Origin of the sequence: Blastochloris viridis, from assembly GCF_001402875.1 — a bacterium.
Lineage (GTDB): Bacteria > Pseudomonadota > Alphaproteobacteria > Rhizobiales > Xanthobacteraceae > Blastochloris > Blastochloris viridis.
This window is the reverse complement of sequence record NZ_CP012946.1, coordinates 1293153-1313617: the sequence shown is the minus strand read 5'-3', so window position 1 is coordinate 1313617 and position 20465 is coordinate 1293153. Positions and strand designations below refer to the sequence as shown.

The following is a 20465-nucleotide window of genomic DNA, read 5'->3' as shown; positions in this document are numbered from 1 at the left end:
GGATGCTTAGCCAAGCACAGCAAAATCTCCACGATCATTTTCGCAAACTTTCGAGTGAGCGTGCCAGTCTCGGATTCCCTGTTTACGCTATTGAGCACGGCCTCCCCGGAACCGACATTGAAGCGATACGCGACGGTCTGATCGCCGAACTCCAACGCACGCGTGAACTGAGAAGCAATTATTGGCTTCTATGGACGGTTGTCGCTGCTGAAATCGGATATGCCTACGACGGCGATGAGTATTGGGACTCGTTTCAATCCGAAATCCGAAGTTGGGAGTGGTATGGAAGCCGCGACACAATCCGAGACTGGTATAAGCGCTTCGCCAAAAATTTCACAGGCTTCGTCCCCAGTGGTCGCTGGGCGGATCACTTTTCGATCATCGCGTGGCCCATCACCCATTCGATTCTGCCGCAATATTTGCATTCCCATTTTGCGCGGCACCTCTACGATCTTCGGCACGAAATCGCAGGCGTAAGTCTTGATAGGATCGGGACGTTGCTGGAGAAGCGCTATCATGGCGGCTCCTCTCGCTTCGAGAACTTTCTTCAACAAACCGCGCTGACTGCGCGGCTCGTCCTGGCCATGCGGGACGAAGACGTGCAGGATTTTGTCGGCCCGATCTATCGGCCCACGCTCGCTCGGATTATCGCCGATCTGGAACGAAAGACATTATCGCGAGGCTACCTGCGCGATGCCCGCCGCGTTTTGCGCGACGCAAGAGTGACTGCTCGCCTTGGTCTGTCCGGGGGACGGTCAGCGGGATCAAGCGAGGCAACGTCCTCGCTGATCAAGACCGCGGCGCGCGGCTTGAAGCTGGTTTGCCGTCCTACTTCAGATGGTTCCTGGAACGTCGGCATGGCCATTCCTGATCTCACGGCCTTTCTCGCAGAGCTTCCCGATACACACGACGCGCTGGGCAAGGCGCGCATCAGGTTCGTGGACAGGGATGGCGGCTGGATGCCGGCCAAGGCTCTGCTGAGCTATTCAGGCCGTGAGCAAATCCTTCATGGGTTGCCGCAATCCCTCGACGATCCGCTCATTCAGTTCGACAAGCAGGTTCCGGTCCTTGCAGCGATTGCAGATGAACTGAAAATTCTTTCGAGGCCTCCTTGGCTGCTCAAGGAGCATCAGGACGGCGTATGTCGCCAGATGCTCGGCAACAATGTGCGCACGGGAGAGCGTTATGTCATCGCTGTAATCGATGAGATCGCGCCGATTACGATCGGCGGATTGAATCTTCAGCGGTTGGATTCCAAAACGCGGGGTATCAATCTCTACGGTCTGGAAGCGCCGAAGGTCGCAACGCAGCCGTTCCTGCAAGCTTTGTCCGCACTGTCGTTGGGCTATGTGCTGCGCGCCCGGGTGGACCCGGTGGGTCTCGTGCCGCGGTGGAATTCCTCGCTCGGCAGCTCGATCTGGCTGCCGACTGAAGATGTTTTACTGCGCCTCAGCGCGGACTTTGACGTTTCCGAATTCGCCGTGCGCGTCGATGGACAGGTGTTAACGCGATTCCCCATCTCCCATCAAAAGGAGATCATTGTTTCCCTCGGCAATCTCGCTCTCGGCCAGCATATTGTAGAGATTACGGCGTCCGCGCGGTCGCAAAATGCTTCACATCGAAACCCTAATGTCGCGCCTGAAGTCATTTTCGTAGAAGTCCGACCGCCGGTGCCGTGGCAACAAGGCATTCAGCAAAAGGCTGGCATCCGCGCCATCCTCGAACCCGTTGGTGCCTCCTTGGAGAGCCTCGTCAGTAAGAAGGCTTCCATCATCGTGCATGGGCCGGCGGAGCGCTCGGCAAGGGTGGAGGCTAGGCTCTTTGATGCGAGCGGGCATGTTACCGAAACAAGTGAACTGGGCCGAATTGATCTGCCTTCAACAGGCTGTGCGATGGCGCGCGTACTGGAAAGATTTGGCCACGAGCCGCTGTCCGAGAAAGTACAATCGGCCCCACAAATCGACATCGCGTTCATTGCCGACGAACTGGGTGCTTCGGCGCTGTCGTTTTCGCACTTCGTGCCGCCACTCCGGTGGAAGCTCAGCAATCACAGGATGCGGCTCATCGACGAGGCTGGCGTCGGCACGGAACTCAATACTCTCCAGTACCGCATCGTTGCGCCCGACGAGTGCGTGCGAATCCAGTCGAGCCAGTGCATTGCGGGCGTTGAGATCGAGCCGCCGGGATCGCTATTTATCGCCATCTACCAGGGCACCGCCTATGGAGCCGTGGCGAGCGTACCCCCGCACGAGAAAATCTCGGGATTCGAGGGGCTCGCCGTAATCCCTATCCTTAAAAATCCGGGCGATTCGCCACGCGACATCCTTCGTCTGATTCCTGGCCTTCGCTTGTGGATTGCGGGGCGCGCCTTGCTCGGCCCTTTGGCGGCCATCCGAAAAGCGGCCGTCATAGATGTGTTTGAGTATCAGATTGAGCGACTTGCCTGCGGAACGGCGTGGGCTGACCGGGCAAAGAAAAACCGCGCGGGCGATCTGGAAAACATTGAGGAGTTGCAACACCAGGTGGGGGGCTCGCCTGGTTTTGCCTCACGCATGCGCTCGACGGTGTGGAACTGGCACACGAACAGCAGTGCTTTACGGGCCGAATTTCAGCGGCTTTGCAAAATCTATAATATTTCCCGCGATACCGCGCTTTGCGATCTGGCGCTACGGCTCGCTTTCCGGCCCAGCACCATACGTTACGAAACACCCAATCACGGCGCCGCCGAATTCCAGAGGCTTAGCGAGAATGTCCCCCTTATCCGGGGAGCCTATTTCGCCCGTTTAGCCTATGACCTGTGGCTGCGCCGGAGCCGCGAGAGCGCGGAGCCGGCGCGATGACGACGTTGATCACCTCACGAGAGGCCATTGCGAGCGTGGCGAAGGCGCTGGGGATGCGCACCGATCCCGCGCCCACGCAGCTTGGTGACGAACTCATCGCCCAGGCGCTGCGGCGCGCCGCATTTATCCTCGCCCCCTGCGCTGCGCACGAACTGGCGCACGCCGTCTCTGGATCACTCGCTTCGCTTGCCCTGGAGGATCCCGAGTTTGCCGGCCGCGTCGAGACAATCCTTGAGAGCCTCGTTACCTACGGCGACATCCTGGAGATGAGAGCGGATGCGGAGAACCCGTGGGTGACCAGCACGGCCTACACGCTTCGCTCTGCGCCGCCATCATTTGTGGCGCGAAAGAACGGCTCTATTTTTCTCCTTGGCGTTGCGGGCGATCAAATCAGCGCTTTGACGGAGGACCTAGGTGCGAGAATTGTCCATCGCGGCTTGCTACGCGTTCTCTTGCCGCTCTCCGGAGAGGAACTCCCGTTGTACCTCAAAGAACTAGGCTTGCTCCCACTCTCGGAGCGAACCTGGCTGCGGCTTCCAAGGAGCGAACCTGCTTCCGCTTACGCCGGGCACATTCGGTCGCTCGTGGCGGCAGAGCCACGCGCGGGAAGCATGGACGGATTGACGATACTCGATACGTCCCGACCCGTGAATTTCTACCGAGACCGTTGGGTTGAACCGCGCAACCAGCACACCGGCTTCTATGTCGCGCGCCGCCCGCAGAAATATGGCGCGGCCATTTGGTGTGTGGCCGACCTTGAAGCCGGCCGAGTCAATCGCTTCACGGATTTGAGCGAACCCGGAGACCGTATCCGGCCCAGCGATATGGCGTGGCGGATTCAGGCTGCGTTTGACGCGCTGGCAGGACACCCGCAGCGATACCGCTCAAGTCCCAGAGGGGCGACGACGCTGGTTCGCTTCTACGCACCGATCCCATCCTGGGCCGAACGCAGGCTGACCCTCGCCGGCACCAAGACTAGGGCGGAGCGCTGCCTCTTTTCATACGATATCCCGAATGAGGAATGGCCGGGCGAACGCGCTTTCCTGAACGAAGCGTTGTGGATGAATCCAATCGACTGAACGGCGGGTGAAAAACGGATGAGCGCGACAACAATCCAGCAAACAATCGACGAACTGCGTCAAACCCTGACCGAATATCTGGAAGCAACGTATCACATTGGCCATCCGGCAATGGTGGCGCAACGCAATCGCCTCCTGAAAGAACTCGGAGGCATCTACCAGAATCCATACATTGAATCGACGCCGCGCTATGTCACGGACGAGCGCTATGAAGACATGACGGCGCTTCCGACAGCCGTGCGTGGCACGCTGGTTGCTCTGTCGGGTTCGCAGGACGGAAAGGCAATCCTATTCAATCCCCCCTACAAACATCAGGCGCAATCTCTGAAGGAGAGTTTGGCAAACAAAAAGAACCTGATGATTATGACCGGAACAGGCTCGGGCAAGACGGAATCGTTCCTCCTCCCGATCCTTGGCAAGCTGGCTATCGAAGCGCGCGGGAATCCGACGGGCTTTCGAGACCATAGCGCGGTACGGGCGATTGTCCTCTATCCCATGAACGCGCTCGTGAACGACCAACTCGGGCGTCTGCGCCTTCTTTTTGGGAATCCGCGAGTCGTTTCCATGTTCAAGCAATGGACCGGACGACCCGCGCGGTTCGCGCGATACACCAGTCGCACACCTTATGCCGGAGTGCGGACGCCGAACAAGGACAGCAACCGCCTCGGTTCGATTGGCGACTTCTTTTCGGAGATTGAAAACGCCGCGGCGCGATACGCGGCCGGCCGACCCCGCATACCGGAGGAGGATGAGAAAGCCTCGGCTCTTCGTGACAAGTTGGCGAAGAAAGGAAAATGGCCTGCGAAGGAAAATATTGCGTCGTGGTTCGGCACACCGGGCTCGCAATGGCGCGACCGGGACGGGCGTTACAAACGCGCCGTTGTTCAGCCCGACGACGCCGAATTGTTGACCCGGCACGAGGTTCAGGAGAACCCACCCGATCTCCTCATAACAAACTACTCAATGCTCGAATACATGATGATGCGCCCGATCGAACGGCCGATCTTTGACAAGACGCGGGAATGGCTCCAAGCGTTTCCCGAGGAGCGCATTCTTGTGGTGCTCGATGAGGCGCACCTTTACCGCGGCGCTCAAGGCGCGGAAGTCGGCCTTTTGCTCCGGCGGCTGCGAGAGCGGTTTAACATCGGCCCTGAGCGCTTTCAGGTTATTTGCGCGACAGCCAGTTTTAGCGCGGAGAACAAAGAGGCAGCCGGCACATTTGGAGCGCAGCTTTCAGGCGTTCCCGCTGACACATTCGTCCCGATCACGGGCACACTAAGAATGCGTTCGCCGGCAACGCGCGGTTCGGATCTGGATGTGGCGGTTCTGAAGGACATTGACCTCGCAAAGTTCTATTCGCCCGATCCTGCGGATCAGATGAGCGCGGCCGAACCATTCCTGAGATTTCGCGGGGTCAAACCGGAGGGCGATGTCAGCGCTGCGTTGCTTGCCGCACTCGATAGCTATGCGCCGCTCAATCTCCTCATCAATGAGACGATGAAGGCCGCGCTGCCCGTCAAAGAACTGAGCGCTTTGGTGTTCGGCACCCCCGATGAAGAAGCGTCCGCCCGCGCGGTGAGTTCGCTGTTGGCCTTCGGCAGTCGCGCGCGAAGAGCACCCGACGAACCGAGCTTGCTGCCGTGCCGCGTCCACTCCTTCTTCCGTGGTCTGCCCGGATTGTGGGTCTGCATGGATTCGGACTGCGCCGCGCTTCCCGCTAACGAACGGGGCGGGCCGGCGGGCAAGCTCTACGGGCAACCGCAGGAGCGATGCTCTTGCGGCGCGCCCGTATTGGAATATTTCACCTGCCGGTACTGCGGCACGTCTTATGCCCGCGCCTACACCAATGACCTTGCCAATCCGCGCTTCGTTTGGGCAAATTCAGGCGAACGGCTCCAAACCGGCGGCGGGATGTTTGAGACGCTGAAGCATCTTGATCTGCTACTTGAAGAACCCTCGCGACCCGACCGCGGCCGTCCTGCAATCTACGATCTGCGGAGCGGCCGACTTGATCCAGACCAGCCCGGTGATCGGACGCGAACGGTATATCTGCGTCCCGAGGGCGACATAGCGCTTGATGAGGAGGAAGAAGCGCGGGCACAGCCGGGAGAATTTGCACCGTGTGGCTGCTGCGGGAGGCTGTTCATGTTCGGGCAGTCGAGCGTCCAGGATCACCAGACAAAGGGCGACCAGCCGTTTCAGGCTTTGCTTTCGACGCAAATCAGAGTCCAGCCGCCGGGGCCGCAGCCCGCGACGGAGTTCGCTCCGCTGCGTGGGCGCAAGGTTCTAATTTTCTCGGACTCCCGCCAGATGGCGGCGCGGCTTGCGCCGACCCTTCAATCGTATTCCTTGCGTGACAGCATCCGGGCGCTGCTGCCGGTCGGCTACCGAATGCTGAGCCAGGACCAGCAATTCACTAGCGTCCTTACGCTCAATCACGCTTTCCTCGCCGTCGTCATCGCGGGGCATCGCTTTGGAGTACGGATCAGACCCGAACTCGACCAAAGCGAATCCATGCCCACAATCGACGGAGTCCCTCCGGGACAGGCGCCAAGCGGTACCAAGCTTTTCGATCTGATGAGCGCGCGATGCCCGGCCAACCTCATGCGGGCCATCGTCAACGTCATTCGGGACACTGGCCTCGCCCTTGAGCCGCTGGCCGTCGCGTCATTGAGGGAAAGCCCGCAACTGACGGCGCGGATTGCAGGTCTTCCGCCTCTATCCGGCCTTGCCGAAACGGAGCCCGAAAAACTGGCGGTCGCCAGGGCGTGGATCAGAGCCTGGGCGCGCGGCCCCGGCATTTGGTTTTCGGACATGCCTCCGGAATGGTGGACAAATGAAGTCCGCACTCACAAAGGCGAATTCAAGCCGATGGAAACCGTGCTGGTTTCAAAGGAAGCCAAGCGGGTGTTCAAGAAGGACTGGCTCTCGCGGCTCCTGCAAGCCTTTACCGAGCGGCTGTCGGATGGCGGCACCCGGCTGCTTGCCAGCAAATTGGCTCTAGAGCTTGGCGGATCATGGGTGCGATGCACCACCTGCAAGTCCGTGCATCGGCCCATCCCGAACGTGACCACGTGCCTCGACTGCCGCGCTCCAACAATCCAGATGTTCGATCCCGTGTCTGATCCCGTCTTTGTGGCGCGGCGGGGCTTTTACCGGGGCCCCGTGGCCGCGGCGCTCGAACAGAGCGAGCCCAATTTCATTTCGCTCATCGCCGCGGAACACACGGCGCAGCTCAACGCTGCACAGCCAGAGGATGTGTTCTCACAGGCGGAAAGGCACGAAGTCCGCTTTCAGGACATTAATCTGGCGTGGCGGGACACGGACGAGCGGGAGCCCGCGATTGATGTTCTGTCCAGCACCACGACAATGGAGGTCGGTATCGACATTGGCGAATTGTCCGGGGTAGCGTTGCGAAACATGCCGCCCGGCCGCGCTAATTATCAGCAGCGCGCGGGACGCGCGGGACGGCGCGGGACGGCGGTCGCAACGGTGGTCGCCTTCGGAAGTTCGGACAGCCACGACGATCACTACTTCGTCGCTCCCGACGAGATGATTAGAGGGCCGGTCGTCGACCCACGGCTCACCCTCGAAAACCGGGATATCGCTTGCCGGCATCTTCGAGCCTACTTGTTGCAGCGTTATCACGAAGCTCGGATTCCGGGGGTCGATCCTCAGGCCGATCCGAATCTTTTTTCGGTTCTCGGCAGGGTTCGGGATTTCCGGTCTGGCACAGGCGTCCTCAACCGCGAAGATTTCCGACATTGGCTGACGGACAACAGCGATGAGTTGAAGGTATCGGCGGATCGATGGCTCCCCATCGAACTGTCAGCCACCGATCGCGCCGATCTCATCGAGACAATGATCTCCGACGTGACGAAGGCGGTTGATGATGCCATCGGATTTGTTCAGTCCGATGGCGCGACCGCTGCCGAAGAAAACGGGGACTCTGAAAATGCGGAGGAGGAAGAATCGGAAAAGGACGAGTCCGCTATGCAAGAAGTGGTCGAGGCGGCGGATGAAACGGGGGAGTATGACGAAGAAACGGAATTCGTTGACCCCTCAGCGGACAAATTGCTCGACAGGCTCCTCTATTGGGGTGTGCTGCCGCGCTATGCGTTTCCGACCGACGTGGCACCGTTCTATGTGTTCAATCCGGCTTTATCAACGCCGTTCCGGCCCAAGATGGAGTTCGCACCCTCTCAGGGTTTAAATATCGCTCTGTCTCAATATGCTCCCAACAAGCAAATCTGGATCAAGGGAAAGCAATACACTTCGAAGGCGATCTATTCGCCGTATCGCAAAGAACGTAAGGATGCCTGGGGACGCCGAAAATTGTATTTTGAATGCAGTCGGTGCGGTCACGCAAGAACGGAGGAATACTCTGATGAGCGCCGGAACGCCGTCATCCAATGCGAAGCCTGCCGTTCACCCGCAACGTTCGGCCCAGCGAAACCATGGTTCCGCCCGCCCGGCTTTGCCCATCCCATCGACAAACCGCCCGTGACGACGCCGGACGCACCAAACGAAACGGCCTATGCGACCCGGGCAAAACTCGTCATGCCGACGCCGGCCCCCGACACCGGCTGGATTCAGGCTGGGCCGCGCATCCGGGCCTTTCCAACCCGAAAGCATCTCCTCGTGTCGAACTCAGGCCCCGACGGAGACGGTTACAACTACTGCGTCCTCTGTGGGAGGATCGAGACGGCGGTTGATCCAGAAGTCATCCTGCAACAACCACATTCCCGCCCCTATCCGTCGGACGAAGACGGCCCGTGCCCGGGCAGGGTCTCGCCACGCGTCGTGCTGGGAACCGATTTTCGGACCGACATTGCGCTCTTTTCACTTCCCATAGACGATCCCTTCTGCGTGTTTCCGGGAAACGACGAAACAGCGTCAGCGTTACGAACGGTCTGCGAGGCGCTTGCCAAGGCGGCATGCCGCCTTCTTGAAATAGAGTCTGGCGAAATCCTCGCTGAATATCGTCCCGCCCTTACCGACGCAGGCGCAATCGGGCGTGAGGCCGAGATATTTGTCTACGACACGTTGGCGGGCGGCGCAGGCTTTTCCCCACAACTCGCGGCGCGGGGAGAAAAACTGTTCACCGAGGCACTCGACATCCTGGAATCTTGTCCTGCGGAATGCGATGCCTCCTGCTATCGCTGCTTGCGTAACTTCAGGAACAAGATCGAACACCGACTTTTGGACCGAAAGCTCGGTCAGCAATTGCTTCGCCATGCAATGTATGGCGGATACCAGCCTTACCCCCCTGACCGGATGCAGTCGTCCAATGACATCCTGGCTGATGATCTGGCCCGCCAGTTCCCGAATTTCAGGGTTGAAAAAAATGCCCCCCGCCGCGTGGGAAACACGGACCTTACGGTGGATATCGTTATGACGAACGCCCGGGGAGCAGAGACATGGATAGCCTTGAGTTCGCCGGTCGCCCCTGACGTCGCCGCCACCGCCGAACTTCGTGAGCTAGCGGAGGAACAAGTTCAACCTATCGTGTATGTCGACGATCTGCTGGTTCGTCGTAACCTTCCGGCCGCAGTCGAGATTGTGCGGCAGATGCTCCAATAGCTGCGTCAGTGACGGATCAACACAACTGACGCTGGAGATCGAGGCCGAAGCTCGGGCCGGCTTTCCGCTGGGAGAGGTCAACATCCTTCGCGACAATGCGAAGAACTCAAATCACAGCGTAGCCAGGGTTTCGGCCTGGGGCCAACATCATCCCGCCACGCGTGGAGCGATTGCGGAGGTATTGCGGAGTTGACAAACCAACGCTCCGGACTCGCGTCCGGAGCGTTGGTTTGTCCTCTTCTTTCTTCAAAGGGAATTTGGTTGCGATGCCAGGATTTGAACCTGTCACCTTCAGGTTATGAACCTGAGTACCTGCCTCTGCCCCTCCCATTCCACCGGAAGCGGCACGAGTAGGTCGTCCAGTTGCAGCGACGTTGGCTGGCGGCCATCGAGAATCGCCTCGACGATGTCGGGCGCGAGCAGCGTCAGGCGCAGAATGCGCGCCAGATAGGACGGGTTGATCTTCTCGGCCGCCGCCAAGTCCTGGACGGTCGCGAACTCGCCGCCTTCCAGCATCCGCCTCCAGCGGTGGGCGCGGGCCAGCGCTTTCACCATGGTGTTGTCGATGCGCGCGCGGGGCGGTGCCCAGGCGTCGACGCCGTGCGGTGCGACCACCAGCTTGCGGCCGCCTCGCCTCTTGAATGTCATCGGGACCATCACGGTCAGCGCCGTTCCGTCCCGGTTGATCTCGGCCCGGGACATCACGCTGCCTTCCGCGCCGGCGGAATCATGGATTGCATCTCTGCGAACAGGCTGGTCAGGCCGCCGGTGCGCAGCCGGATCGCGACGCCGTCGGTCTTGACGTCGACTCGTTCGACCAGGAGCTGGACGATGCGCGCCTGCTCGGCCGGGAACAACTCGTCCCACAGCGGATCGAGCCGCTCGAACGCCTCCCGAACTTCAGTCTCGTTGATGCGCTCATCGTCGCGCGCCGCCGACATCCAAGTCCGCACGATCATCTCAGGCGCGCGCAACAGGCCGCGCAGCTGATCGACAACCGCCATTTCGATTTCGGCGGCCGGCACGCGGCGGATCGGACAGGTCTCCGGCCCGCACTTCAAGACCGACTGCGTGACGTAGTAGCGGTAGAGCCGATCGCCCTTGCGGGTGTGCGTCGGCGACATGGCGCTGCCGCTCGGCGCAAAGATGAGGCCCTTCAGCATCGCCGGCTCGGCGCTGCGCGTCTTGTTGGCGCGCGAGCGCGGGCTTTCGCCCATGATGGTGTGAACCCGGTTCCAGAGATCGACGCTGATGATGGCCTCGTGCTCGCCGGGATAGGCAACACCCTTGTGGACTGCGTCGCCGATGTACACGCGGTTGTTCAGCAGCTTGTAGAGGAAGCCTTTGTCGATGGGCTTGCCGCGGCGGGTCGTGACGCGCTCGGCGATCAGTTCGCGCGCCAGGACGGTGGCGGAGCCGACCTTCACGAACCGCTCGAAGATCATGCGGACGATGGCGGCCTCGGCCTCATCGATCACCAGCTTGCGATTCTCCACGCGATAGCCGAGCGGCACGAAGCCGCCCATCCACATTCCCTTCTTGCGCGACGCGGCGAACTTGTCGCGGATACGTTCGCCGATGACCTCGCGCTCAAACTGCGCAAAGCTGAGCAGGATGTTCAGCGTCAACCTACCCATCGAGGTCGTGGTGTTGAACGACTGCGTGACGCTGACGAAGGTGACGCTGTGCCGCTCGAACACCTCGACCAGTTTGGCGAAATCCATTAGGGAACGCGAAAGCCGGTCGATTTTGTAGACGACGACCACGTCGATGCGGCCGTTCTCGATGTCAGCGATGAGACGCTTCAACGCCGGGCGCTCCAGGGTGCCCCCCGAGATGCCGCCGTCGTCGTAATGGTCGGGTACCAGCACCCAGCCCTCGGAACGCTGGCTGGCGATATAGGATTCGCAAGCCTCACGCTGAGCGTCGAGGCTGTTGAACTCCATGTCGAGTCCTTCCTCGGAGGACTTGCGCGTGTACACCGCGCAGCGCACCTTGCGCATGATTTTCGCCGACGTTCCGGTCCGCTTCATTGCCGCCCCTTCATGGTCTTGAGCCCGAAGAAGACCCAGCCGTTCCAGCGGGTGCCCGTGATGGCGCGGGCGATCGCGGACAGCGATTTATAGGGGCGGCCCTGGTACTCGTAGCCATCATGCAGCACGGTGGCGACGTGTTCGACGCCGCCGTATTCGCGGATCAGCCGCGTGCCGGCGATGGGCTTCTGGTCGGCGCGGATGCGGCGGGTCTTCGGGTTGGTGTCCTCCACACCGCGCGCCAGCGCGTCGAGCCGCTTCACCGTCTCGGGCTTCAAGCCGCCATAGGCCAGTTCCTGAACGCGGTACGCCAGGCGGCTTTCAAGGAAGCGGCGATTGTACGGTGGCGCGTCGGTGCCGTAGAGTTCGCGCCACATCGCTTTCAGCGCCGGCGTCGGCATGGTCTTGATGGCGGCAACGCGCGCCAGCACGAGGTCAGTCATCGTCGGTCTCCGTCGACTTGGGTGTCGGCATGACCGCGTTGGTCGGGCGAGAAGTCCAGCCAACTTTCTCCGAACTCGCGAGTAAAGGTGGGGGTCGCCCCTCGCGTCGCTGGCGCAGGCGGATCACGCCGCGCGCCAGGATCTCGGCGGCCTCGGACAGGCGCTCGTCGTCGGACATCAGATCGGGTGCCAGGGGATTGGGGCATTTCATGCAGGGTGGTTCCGGCGAACAGAGGCTTCACACTGGAAAAGCCAGCTGCCGCGCGGGATCGGGACATCAGGTCAGAAACAAACGTCGCCGGTGGAGTTGCCGCTTCCGGTTGCGCTTTAGTCTTGTTTTGTTCGATTGAATCGTCAGACTGAACCGCCCCGGGTTTGCCGGAGGCTCCAACTCCTGAGAAGGTGGAGCCTGCATGAGCAAGACGACGAACAAATTTTCGCCTGAAGTCCGCGAGCGGGCGGTGCGGATGGTACTCGATCACGAGGCGGAGCACCCCTCGCGGTGGGCGGCGGTGGTGTCGGTCGCCACCAAGATCGGCTGCACGCCGCAGACCCTGAACGAGTGGATCCGGAAGACCGAGGTCGACGCCGGAAAGCGGGTGGGCGTGCCCAGCGACGTCGCCGAGAAGCTCAAGGCCCTGGAGCGGGAGAACCGGGAGCTGCGGCAGGCCAACGAGATCCTGCGCAAGGCGTCGGCGTATTTTGCGATGGCGGAGCTCGACCGCCGGTCCAAGACATGATCGCGTTCATCGACGATCACCGCGAGGTCCACGGGGTCGAGCCGATCTGCAAGGTTCTGCCGATCGCCCCCTCGACCTACCATGACCATGTCGCCAAGCGGGCCGATCTGGCGAAGCTCTCGGCGCGGGCAAAGCGCGACCAGGCCTTGCGTCCTGAGATTGCCCGCGTCTTCGCCGAGAACTTCGAGGTCTATGGCGCGCGCAAGGTCTGGCGGCAGATGGTGCGCGAGGGCTTCGACGTCGCGCGCTGCACCGTCGAGCGCCTGATGCGGGACATGGGATTGCGCGGCGTCATTCGCGGCAAGCCGGTGCGGACGACGGTGCCAGACAAGGCGGCGCCGTGCCCGCTCGACCACGTCAACCGGGTGTTCCATGCTCCGGCGCCAAACATGCTCTGGCTCTCCGACTTCACTTACGTCAGCACGTGGTCGGGCTTCGTCTACGTCGCCTTCGTGATCGACGCCTACGCCCGCCGCATCGTCGGCTGGCGCGTCTGCCGCACGGCGCACGCCAGCTTCGTGCTGGATGCGCTGGAGCAGGCGCTTCATGACCGGCGGCCCGCCCGCAAGGCCGGCCTGGTGCACCATTCGGATCGCGGATCGCAGTATGTCAGCATCCGCTACACCGAGCGCCTGGCCGAGGCGGGCATCGAGCCCTCGGTCGGCAGCGTCGGCGACTCCTATGACAACGCGCTCGCCGAGACCATCAATGGCCTCTACAAGGCCGAGGTTATCCATCGAAAGGGACCGTGGCGGTCGTTCGAGGCCGTCGAGTTCGCCACGCTGGAATGGGTCGACTGGTTCAACAACCGCCGCCTGCTGGCGCCGATCGGCAATATCCCGCCGGCCGAAGCCGAGGCGCGCTACTATGCCATGCTGGAAGAGACAGCGATGGCCGCGTAACTCAAGCCAAAACGCCTCCGGCAAACCCGGGGCGGTTCAATCCTTCGAATCTCACTATTTCGACGGGATAATCATGCGCCCGATTCCAAAGGTCCGCTTCGATGCTCTGGCTGGTTATGCCCGCCAGCCGTTGTCGCTTTTCATGGCTCAGGAGATGGCCTGGTTCGAGCACGGTAACGAACGGGTTCTCGGGACTCTCATCCGCGACAATGAGGACGGCGACTACGGCGGGATCATCATGGCCCTGGACCGAAAGGGCCGCTTCCGTTGTGTCCAAGTGAGCCCGTTCATCAAGTCACGGCGCCATGCTGAGGTCGCGATGCGCCGGGAGATGGAGTCCGTCGCGCATCAGGACGCCGCTGAATACTACCAAGGCGACGAGAAGGGTGAACCGCTTGATTTCTTCACGCCTGTGGTCGCGCGTGAGCGTTTGCACCCGAATTTCGCCAAGGTCGCCGAACAGGAGGGCTTCTCTTCGGCGCGCGGCATCATCAAGCCGATGATGCACTGGTATGAAGACCCGGACGGCAACTTCGTTGAGCAGTTCCAGACCACCGGTTTCGATGCTCGGATCTGGGAACTCTACCTGTTCGCCGCCTTCACTGAGATGGGCTATCAGATCGACCGCGCAGAAGCCATACCCGACTTCACGTGCAAGAGCATCGGCATCGAGTTCTGCGTCGAGGCAACGACAGTCAACGCCAGTCGCGAAGGTCCGCTGTCTACCGTTCCGCAACTCGACACCGACGAAGGCCGGATTGCGTTCATGCGGGAGTTCATGCCCCTAAAGTACGGCAGCGCGCTTCACACGAAATTCAAGAAGAAATACTGGGAAAAGCCCAATGTGAAGGGCAAGCCGTTGGTGTTCGCGATTGCTGATTTTCAGGGTGGCGCATCGATGATCATGACGCGCTCAGCTCTTCATACATATCTCTACGGATACGACTACGACTGGCATAAAGACGAGGCTGGCTGCCTGCACATCATTCCTCGCAAAATCGAAAAACACAGTTGGAGCACGAAGGAGATCACGTCCGGCTTTTTCAACCAACCCGGCGCCGAAAATATCAGTGCCGTCGTATTCAACAACAGCGGTACGATCTCGAAGTTCTTACGAATGGGAATGCTTGCCGGCTTTGGCTCTCCTCGGGTCGTCCTGACGAGGATCGGTACCGCGGTGGACCATGACCCGAACGCTGCGGAGCCCATTGCGTTCAAGCATAACGTCAATTCGCCTAATTACAGTGAGACGTGGGTCGAAGGGTTCGATGTGTTTCACAATCCGAATGCCCTTCATCCCCTTGAAGAGTGGATGCTACCCGGTGCGTCGCACCACTGGCTGCTGCCAGATAAGCAGATGCGTAGCCTGACGCCGGACTGGCACCCACTCGGGTCGATGACATATATCTCAGTCAACGAAAGCGCGCCTGTCGAGGCGAATTAGCCATCTCAGCTTTCCCCGACCCAACCGTTGGTGCTCGGCCCGCTTCGGAGCATGCCAGCTTGGCTGGCAGAGCGCACGAGATGCGAGGGAGCCTGACCCTCTCAGAGTTGTTTGGTCGGTTGTGAAAACGGTGGTTAGCGGATAATGGCCCGTCTCGCCCTCAGCATCGGCGGCATGGTGCTCGGCAACATGCTGCTGCCCGGCATCGGCAGCGCCATTGGCGGCGCGGTCGGCGCCTATGTCGGCGGCATCATCGACCAGCAGCTCTTCGGCTCGGGCACGCCCGACCAGACCGTCTATGGCGCGCGGCTGCAGGACCTGCGCGCCCAATCGTCGAGCTATGGCAGCGTGATCCCGGCGCTCTACGGCAAGGGACGCCTCGCCTCGAACGTCATCTGGATGCGCGGCTTCCACGAGGAGACGCGCACCACGACCGAGACGGTCGGTGGCGGTGGCGGCAAAGGTGGTGGCGGCGGAGGCGGCGGATCGACCCGGACAACGGTCGAGTACCACTACTATTGCGACGTCGCGATCGGGCTCTGCCAGGGGCCGATCGCCTCCGTGCCGCGGACCTTCGCGGACGGCAATGCGCTCGACCCCGCTCATGTCGGCGACATGCGGATCTATCCCGGATCGCAGACGCAAGGCGCCGATCCGCTGATCCAGGCTGTCGAGGGGGCGGCGAACACGCCGGCCTATCGCGGGCTTGCCTATGTCGTGTTGGAGCGCTTGCACATCACGCCCTACGGCAACCGCCTGCCGCAGCTTTCGTTTGAAGTGGTGACCTGATGGCCCAGCTCGTTCTGACGATTGCCGGCAGCGCGGTCGGCCAGGCGGTCGGCGGAGGCCTTGGCCAGGGGCTCGGCGCGCTGTTCGGCGCGGCCATCGGCGGGCTCATCAATCAGCAGCTGTTCGGGCCGCAAACCGATCGGCGGACGGTCGAGAATGGCAAGATCACCGACGTCCGCCTGTCCGGCTCCGCCTACGGCCAGGTGCGGCCCAAGGTCTATGGCCGCGGGCGCATCCCGGCCAACATCATCTGGGCGCGCGGCATCCGCGAGGAGGTGCGCACGACGACGGAAACCACCGGCGGCGGCGGTGACGGCAGCAAGGGTGGGTTTGGCGGCGGGGGTGGCGGCAGCCAGACGGTGGTCACCACCACGAGCTATCACTACTATGCCGACGTCGCGCTGGGCTTGAGCGAGGGGCCGCTGACCTCGGTCTATCGCATCTGGGTCGATGGCCAGCCGGTCAACACCGATGACGTGGATGAAGTCCGCATCTATTACGGCGATGAGGCGCAGCAGCCCGACCCGCTGATCCAGGCCGTCGAAGGTGCGAGCCGCACGCCGGCCTTCCGCGGCACCGCCTATGTCGTGCTGGAGAACCTCTATCTCACGGCGTTCGGCAACCGCTTTCCCAATTTCGAGGTCGAGGTGTTCCGCGGGTCACCGGCGGGCACCCCGGATGCGCGCCATCTCGTCGAGAGCATCTGCCTGATCCCGGCGTCGGGCGAATTCGCCTATGACCCGGACATCGTGTTCTCGAACCGGCACGGCGCCGGCACCGGCTTCAAGGCCGCGATCAACGTCCATGCCGGCTCAAAGCGGGCCGACTTCGCGGTGGCGATCGACAATCTCAAGCGCGAACTGCCGAACGTCGAATGGGTCGCGCTGGTCTATGCCTGGTTCGGCACCTCGCTCGATGTCGCAACCTGCGCGCTGCGGCCCGAATGCGAAGTCGGCGTCTATGTCGACCAGGTGCCCGAAAGCCGCCCGCATGTCTGGAGCGTCGCCGGCATCGGCCGGCCGCTCTATCTCCTGAACGGTGCCGTGTCCGGCACGCCGCACTGGCCGACGGTGTCGTCCTACACGCGGCCGGACGGCTCGTCCGGCCTGTCGTATGGCGGCACCATCGATGATGGCGCGATGGTGCGCGCCACCCAGCACCTCAAGGCGCGCGGGCTGAAGGTTCTGTTCTATCCCTTCATCATGATGGACATTCCGCCGCCCGATCCGGCGCCGTTCCCGTGGCGCGGTCGTATCACCGGGGCGGCGGCCGACGTGCCGGGGTTCTTCACCCGCCCGGACGGCTATCTGCGGTTCATCCGCCATTGCCTGACGCTGTGCGAAGAGGCCGGCGGTGTCGACGGCTTCGTCATCGGCTCGGAGATGGTCGCGCTCAACCGCATCTTTGATGCCGGCGGCACCTATCCGGCCGTGCCGTACTGGCGGCAGATCGCGGCCGAAGCCAAGACCCGGCTCGGCAGCACCTCCATCGTCACCTATGCCGCGAACTGGGACGAATACCGCTACCACGACCGCGGCGGCGCCACGGTGGACTTCCCGCTCGATGCGCTGTGGGCCGATCCCAACATCGATGTCATCGGGATCGACGCCTATTTCCCGCTGACCGATGCGCCGCGCGCGGTGCATGATGTTGCAACAGTCCGCGCCGGCTGGGCGGGCGGCGAACTGATCGACTATTACTATGCCAGCGCTGCCGATCGCGATCTTGCGCGGCGCGGCTTCGACCCGCAGCGATCTCCGATCGCCGATCGCTTCTGGGCGCTCAAGGATCTGCGCTCGTGGTGGGAGACGGAGCACGTCCCGCGCGTGAACGGCACCCCGAGTGGTCCGCCGACCGCCTGGGTGCCGCAATCGAAGCCGATCTGGTTCGCCGAGTACGGCATCCCGACGGTGAACTGCGCGACGAACCAGCCCAACGTCTTCATCGACCCGAAATCGGCCGAGAGCTTTGCTCCCTATTATTCGACCGGTGCGGTCGACCGCGTCGTCCAGCGCACGGCGATCGAGGCGACCGAGGACTACTGGCGCGACCCGGCCAACAATCCGACATCGCCGCTCTATGGCGGGCCGATGGTCGGCCGGCGCTTCGTGTGGTGTTGGGACGCGCGGCCCTATCCCTGGTTCCCGACGCTCTCGAACGTGTGGAGCGACGGTGTGAACTTCCGGCTCGGCCACTGGATCAACGGGAAGATCGGCAACATGCGCCTCTCCGACATCGTTGCCGATCTGTGCCTGCGCGCGGGACTTGCCCCAGGTGAGTACGACGCCTCGGCGCTCGACGACGAGGTGGTCGGCTATGTGGTAACCGAGCGCAAGTCGATCCGCGACATGATCGCGGTGCTGCAGACCGCGCATTTCTTCGACTGCGTCGAGCGCGACGGCAAGCTCGTCTTCGTCAAGCGTGGCGGCGGGCCGGTGGTCACGGTCGACGGCGAGGATCTTGGGGCCTCCGACAGCGGCAGCGACCGATCAAAGATCAAGGTCGAGCGGACCCAGGACACCGAGCTGCCGATCGCCGTCGATGTCGTGCATATTGATGAGAACCGCGACTACCAGTCCTCGACCGTCACGATCCGCAAGCAGGTCGGCCGCTCCGACAGCGTGACCACCTTCTCGCTGCCGATCGTGCTCTCGGTCGAACAGGCGCAGACCATCGGCCAGCGGGCGCTCCGCGAAATGTGGCAGGGCCGTGAGGCGATCGACCTCCGGCTGCCGACCCGATGGCTCAAGCTCGACCCGACCGACCTCATCGAGATGCCGATCGATGGCGTGCTGCGGCGATACCGCGTGACGTCGGTCACCTACGGCAAGCCCGGCCTCGTGCTGGTGCGCGGCCAGGCGACCGACGGCGGCAATCCGGACTATGTCACCGCGCCGACCGGCTCGGGCGGCATGTCGCCGGTTGCGGCCGACCCCGTGCCGCCGGTCAAGATCGAACTGCTCGACATGCCGATCATCATCGATGCGCACGACGCGTCGGCGGCATCGTTCTATATGGCGGCGTGCCCGATCGGCGGCGGCCGGTTCCGTGGCGCCAGCCTGTTCCAGCCGACTGCGGACGGGCTCGACTACACCACCGCGGCGGTCGCGACGCTGGCCTCGACCATGGGCGCGACGGTAACAGTGCTCCCGCCCGGGCCGGTCTGGACCTGGGACCGCGGCAACAGCGTCGAGGTCCAGCTCGACCATGGCACGCTGCAATCTCTGCCAGACGAGCGCATTCTGGCCGGCGCCACCGCCGCGCTGATCGGCGATGAGGTGATCCAGTTCGCCACCGCCGAGTTGATCGCGTCCGGCCGCTATCGCCTGTCGCGTCTCCTGCGCGGCCAGCGTGGCACCGAGCACGAGGTCGCCGTGCACCCGGCCGGAACTCGGTTCGTGCTGCTTGATCCGGCCCGGCAGGTGCGCCCGGCCTTCTCGGTCGCGCGGCTTGGGATCGCGACCGCCTACAAAGGCGCGCCGGTGCCGGAGGGCCCGGCCGGCGAGCATGCCGTCGCGCTCAGCTTCACAAATGGGGGATGGGGCCTCAAGCCCTTCGCGCCGGTGCATCTCAAGGCTGGGCGTGAGACCTCCGGCGACGTGCGGCTCTCCTGGATCCGCCGCAGCCGCGTCAGTGGCGATGCCTGGTTCGCCGAGGTGCCGCTCGGCGAAGAGGCCGAGGACTACGACGTCATGATTCTGAACGGTGAGGCCGTCGTGCGCACGACGCGGGTTGGCGCGCCAAGTCTCGTCTATACCGCGGCCCAGCAGGCCGCCGACTTCGGATCGCAGCCTGCGGCGCTCAAATGGCGCGTCGCCCAGGTCTCTCGCGTCTACGGCGCGGGCCAGCCGACCGAGATCACATCGGCGCTCTGACCGGCGCACGATCTCACACCTTAAGGATCAGCCATGCCGACGACCAATCTCGGTCTGCCGCAACTTGCGGCCGACCAGGCGCAGAAGCACGTCACCGTCAATGAGGGGCTGGCGCTCCTCGACGCACTGGTGATGCCCGCGGTGAAGAGCCGGTCGCTCGCCACGCCACCCGGCAGTCCGGCGGAGGGCGAGCGCTGGATCATCGGTGCGAGCCCGACCGGCGCCTGGTCGGGCAAGGCCACCCAGATCGCCGCCTGGATCGGTGGCGCCTGGACATTCCTCGCGCCGAAGCCCGGCTGGACTGTCCATGTCGAAGACGAACGGCTCACCCTGGTCTGGACCGATGGCGCCTGGCGCGATCGGATCGTCGGGACAGCGAACGGCGGCGCGATCCGGCTCGTCGCCGTTGAGCAGGAACTGACGCTGACCGGCGCCTATGTCGAGACCACCGCGCCAGCCATCATCGCCGACCGCATGATCGTGCTCGGCGTCGCCTCCCGCACCACGCAAGGCATCACCGGCGCCACCTCCTATTCGGTCGGCGTCGTCGGCAACACCAGCCAGTTCGGCGGATCGCTCGGGATTGCGCTCGGGTCCACCAATATCGGCGTCATCGGCCCCACCGCCTTCTACGCCGCGACGCCGATCCGCGTGACCGCGGCCGGCGGCAACTTCACCGGCGGCAAAGTCCGCATCGTGCTCTACGCGCTCGCCTTCGCCGCGCCGAGCAGCTGATC

At 62.7% G+C, this 20465-nt stretch carries 12 protein-coding genes and 1 other annotated feature; of the genes, 8 read left to right on the top strand and 4 right to left on the bottom strand.

The genetic code is table 11. The features are described 5' to 3' along the window. Window positions 1–2: 2 nt before the first annotated feature. Genes BVIR_RS05795 through BVIR_RS05785 form a run of 3 tightly spaced genes read left to right on the top strand, consistent with a single transcriptional unit; the run spans window position 3 to window position 9502 of the window. Complete coding sequence (locus BVIR_RS05795) at window positions 3–2840, top strand: hypothetical protein (RefSeq protein ID WP_145912059.1); 2838 nt, start codon at window positions 3–5, stop codon at window positions 2838–2840. Continuing rightward, entirely contained in the window at window positions 2837–3919 is a 1083-nt protein-coding gene (locus BVIR_RS05790) for a hypothetical protein (RefSeq protein ID WP_145912060.1), read from the top strand. Before BVIR_RS05795 ends, BVIR_RS05790 begins: the two co-directional genes overlap by 4 nt. A gap of 18 nt (window positions 3920–3937) precedes the next feature. Further along, entirely contained in the window at window positions 3938–9502 is a 5565-nt protein-coding gene (locus tag BVIR_RS05785) for a DUF1998 domain-containing protein (RefSeq protein ID WP_055036835.1), read from the top strand. A 291-nt stretch (window positions 9503–9793) separates the two neighbouring features. Here BVIR_RS05785 and BVIR_RS16310 read toward each other — a convergent pair whose 3' ends face one another. From BVIR_RS16310 to BVIR_RS05765, 4 genes are read right to left on the bottom strand one after another with little or no spacing between them, the layout of a single operon-like run. Further along, complete coding sequence (locus BVIR_RS16310) at window positions 9794–10204, bottom strand: hypothetical protein (protein WP_082417340.1); 411 nt, start codon at window positions 10202–10204, stop codon at window positions 9794–9796. Beyond that, a complete protein-coding gene (locus BVIR_RS05775) occupies window positions 10204–11505 on the bottom strand; it encodes a recombinase family protein (protein ID WP_236823723.1) in 1302 nt (433 codons plus the stop codon). The genes BVIR_RS16310 and BVIR_RS05775 overlap by 1 nt, the downstream gene beginning before the upstream one ends. A 26-nt stretch (window positions 11506–11531) precedes the next feature. Further along, on the bottom strand, window positions 11532–11978 hold the full coding sequence (locus BVIR_RS05770) for a DUF2924 domain-containing protein (protein WP_055036833.1): 447 nt from the start codon (window positions 11976–11978) through the stop codon (window positions 11532–11534). Next, a complete protein-coding gene (locus tag BVIR_RS05765; RefSeq protein WP_055036832.1) occupies window positions 11971–12156 on the bottom strand; it encodes a hypothetical protein in 186 nt (61 codons plus the stop codon). The genes BVIR_RS05770 and BVIR_RS05765 overlap by 8 nt, the downstream gene beginning before the upstream one ends. Window positions 12157–12391: 235 nt before the next feature. Here BVIR_RS05765 and BVIR_RS05755 point away from each other — a divergent pair. The 5 genes from BVIR_RS05755 to BVIR_RS05735 all read left to right on the top strand — a co-directional run bounded on the left by BVIR_RS05755 (window position 12392) and on the right by BVIR_RS05735 (window position 20463). After that, a protein-coding gene (locus BVIR_RS05755; protein ID WP_145912061.1) for an IS3 family transposase occupies window positions 12392–13620 on the top strand; the annotation gives its coding sequence in 2 pieces (ribosomal slippage) (window positions 12392–12680 and window positions 12680–13620; 1230 coding nt in all). Further along, window positions 12673–12789 (top strand) — a sequence feature (AL1L pseudoknot). It overlaps the preceding gene by 117 nt. 73 nt (window positions 13621–13693) lie before the next feature. Then, window positions 13694–15064 carry a hypothetical protein gene (locus BVIR_RS05750; protein WP_055036829.1) on the top strand — a complete coding sequence of 457 codons (1371 nt, stop codon included), beginning with the start codon at window positions 13694–13696 and terminating at the stop codon, window positions 15062–15064. 144 nt (window positions 15065–15208) lie between these two features. Next, window positions 15209–15853 (top strand): hypothetical protein, encoded by a 645-nt coding sequence (locus BVIR_RS05745; protein ID WP_055036828.1) that lies wholly within the window; start codon window positions 15209–15211, stop codon window positions 15851–15853. Further along, window positions 15853–19728 carry a baseplate multidomain protein megatron gene (locus BVIR_RS05740; RefSeq protein ID WP_055036827.1) on the top strand — a complete coding sequence of 1292 codons (3876 nt, stop codon included), beginning with the start codon at window positions 15853–15855 and terminating at the stop codon, window positions 19726–19728. Before BVIR_RS05745 ends, BVIR_RS05740 begins: the two co-directional genes overlap by 1 nt. A gap of 33 nt (window positions 19729–19761) precedes the next feature. After that, window positions 19762–20463, top strand: a complete 702-nt coding sequence (locus BVIR_RS05735) for a DUF2793 domain-containing protein (RefSeq protein ID WP_055036826.1) — start codon at window positions 19762–19764, stop codon at window positions 20461–20463. Window positions 20464–20465 lie beyond the last annotated feature (2 nt).

Bases quoted from the DNA above. Each gene is read 5' to 3' on its own strand.
- BVIR_RS05795 (WP_145912059.1), top strand. From the start codon at position 3: ATGCTTAGCCAAGCACAGCAAAATCTCCACGATCATTTTCGCAAACTT.
- BVIR_RS05790 (WP_145912060.1), top strand. From the start codon at position 2,837: ATGACGACGTTGATCACCTCACGAGAGGCCATTGCGAGCGTGGCGAAG.
- BVIR_RS05785 (WP_055036835.1), top strand. From the start codon at position 3,938: ATGAGCGCGACAACAATCCAGCAAACAATCGACGAACTGCGTCAAACC.
- BVIR_RS16310 (WP_082417340.1), bottom strand. From the start codon at position 10,204: ATGTCCCGGGCCGAGATCAACCGGGACGGAACGGCGCTGACCGTGATG.
- BVIR_RS05775 (WP_236823723.1), bottom strand. From the start codon at position 11,505: ATGCGCAAGGTGCGCTGCGCGGTGTACACGCGCAAGTCCTCCGAGGAA.
- BVIR_RS05770 (WP_055036833.1), bottom strand. From the start codon at position 11,978: ATGACTGACCTCGTGCTGGCGCGCGTTGCCGCCATCAAGACCATGCCG.
- BVIR_RS05765 (WP_055036832.1), bottom strand. From the start codon at position 12,156: ATGTCCGACGACGAGCGCCTGTCCGAGGCCGCCGAGATCCTGGCGCGC.
- BVIR_RS05750 (WP_055036829.1), top strand. From the start codon at position 13,694: ATGCGCCCGATTCCAAAGGTCCGCTTCGATGCTCTGGCTGGTTATGCC.
- BVIR_RS05745 (WP_055036828.1), top strand. From the start codon at position 15,209: ATGGCCCGTCTCGCCCTCAGCATCGGCGGCATGGTGCTCGGCAACATG.
- BVIR_RS05740 (WP_055036827.1), top strand. From the start codon at position 15,853: ATGGCCCAGCTCGTTCTGACGATTGCCGGCAGCGCGGTCGGCCAGGCG.
- BVIR_RS05735 (WP_055036826.1), top strand. From the start codon at position 19,762: ATGCCGACGACCAATCTCGGTCTGCCGCAACTTGCGGCCGACCAGGCG.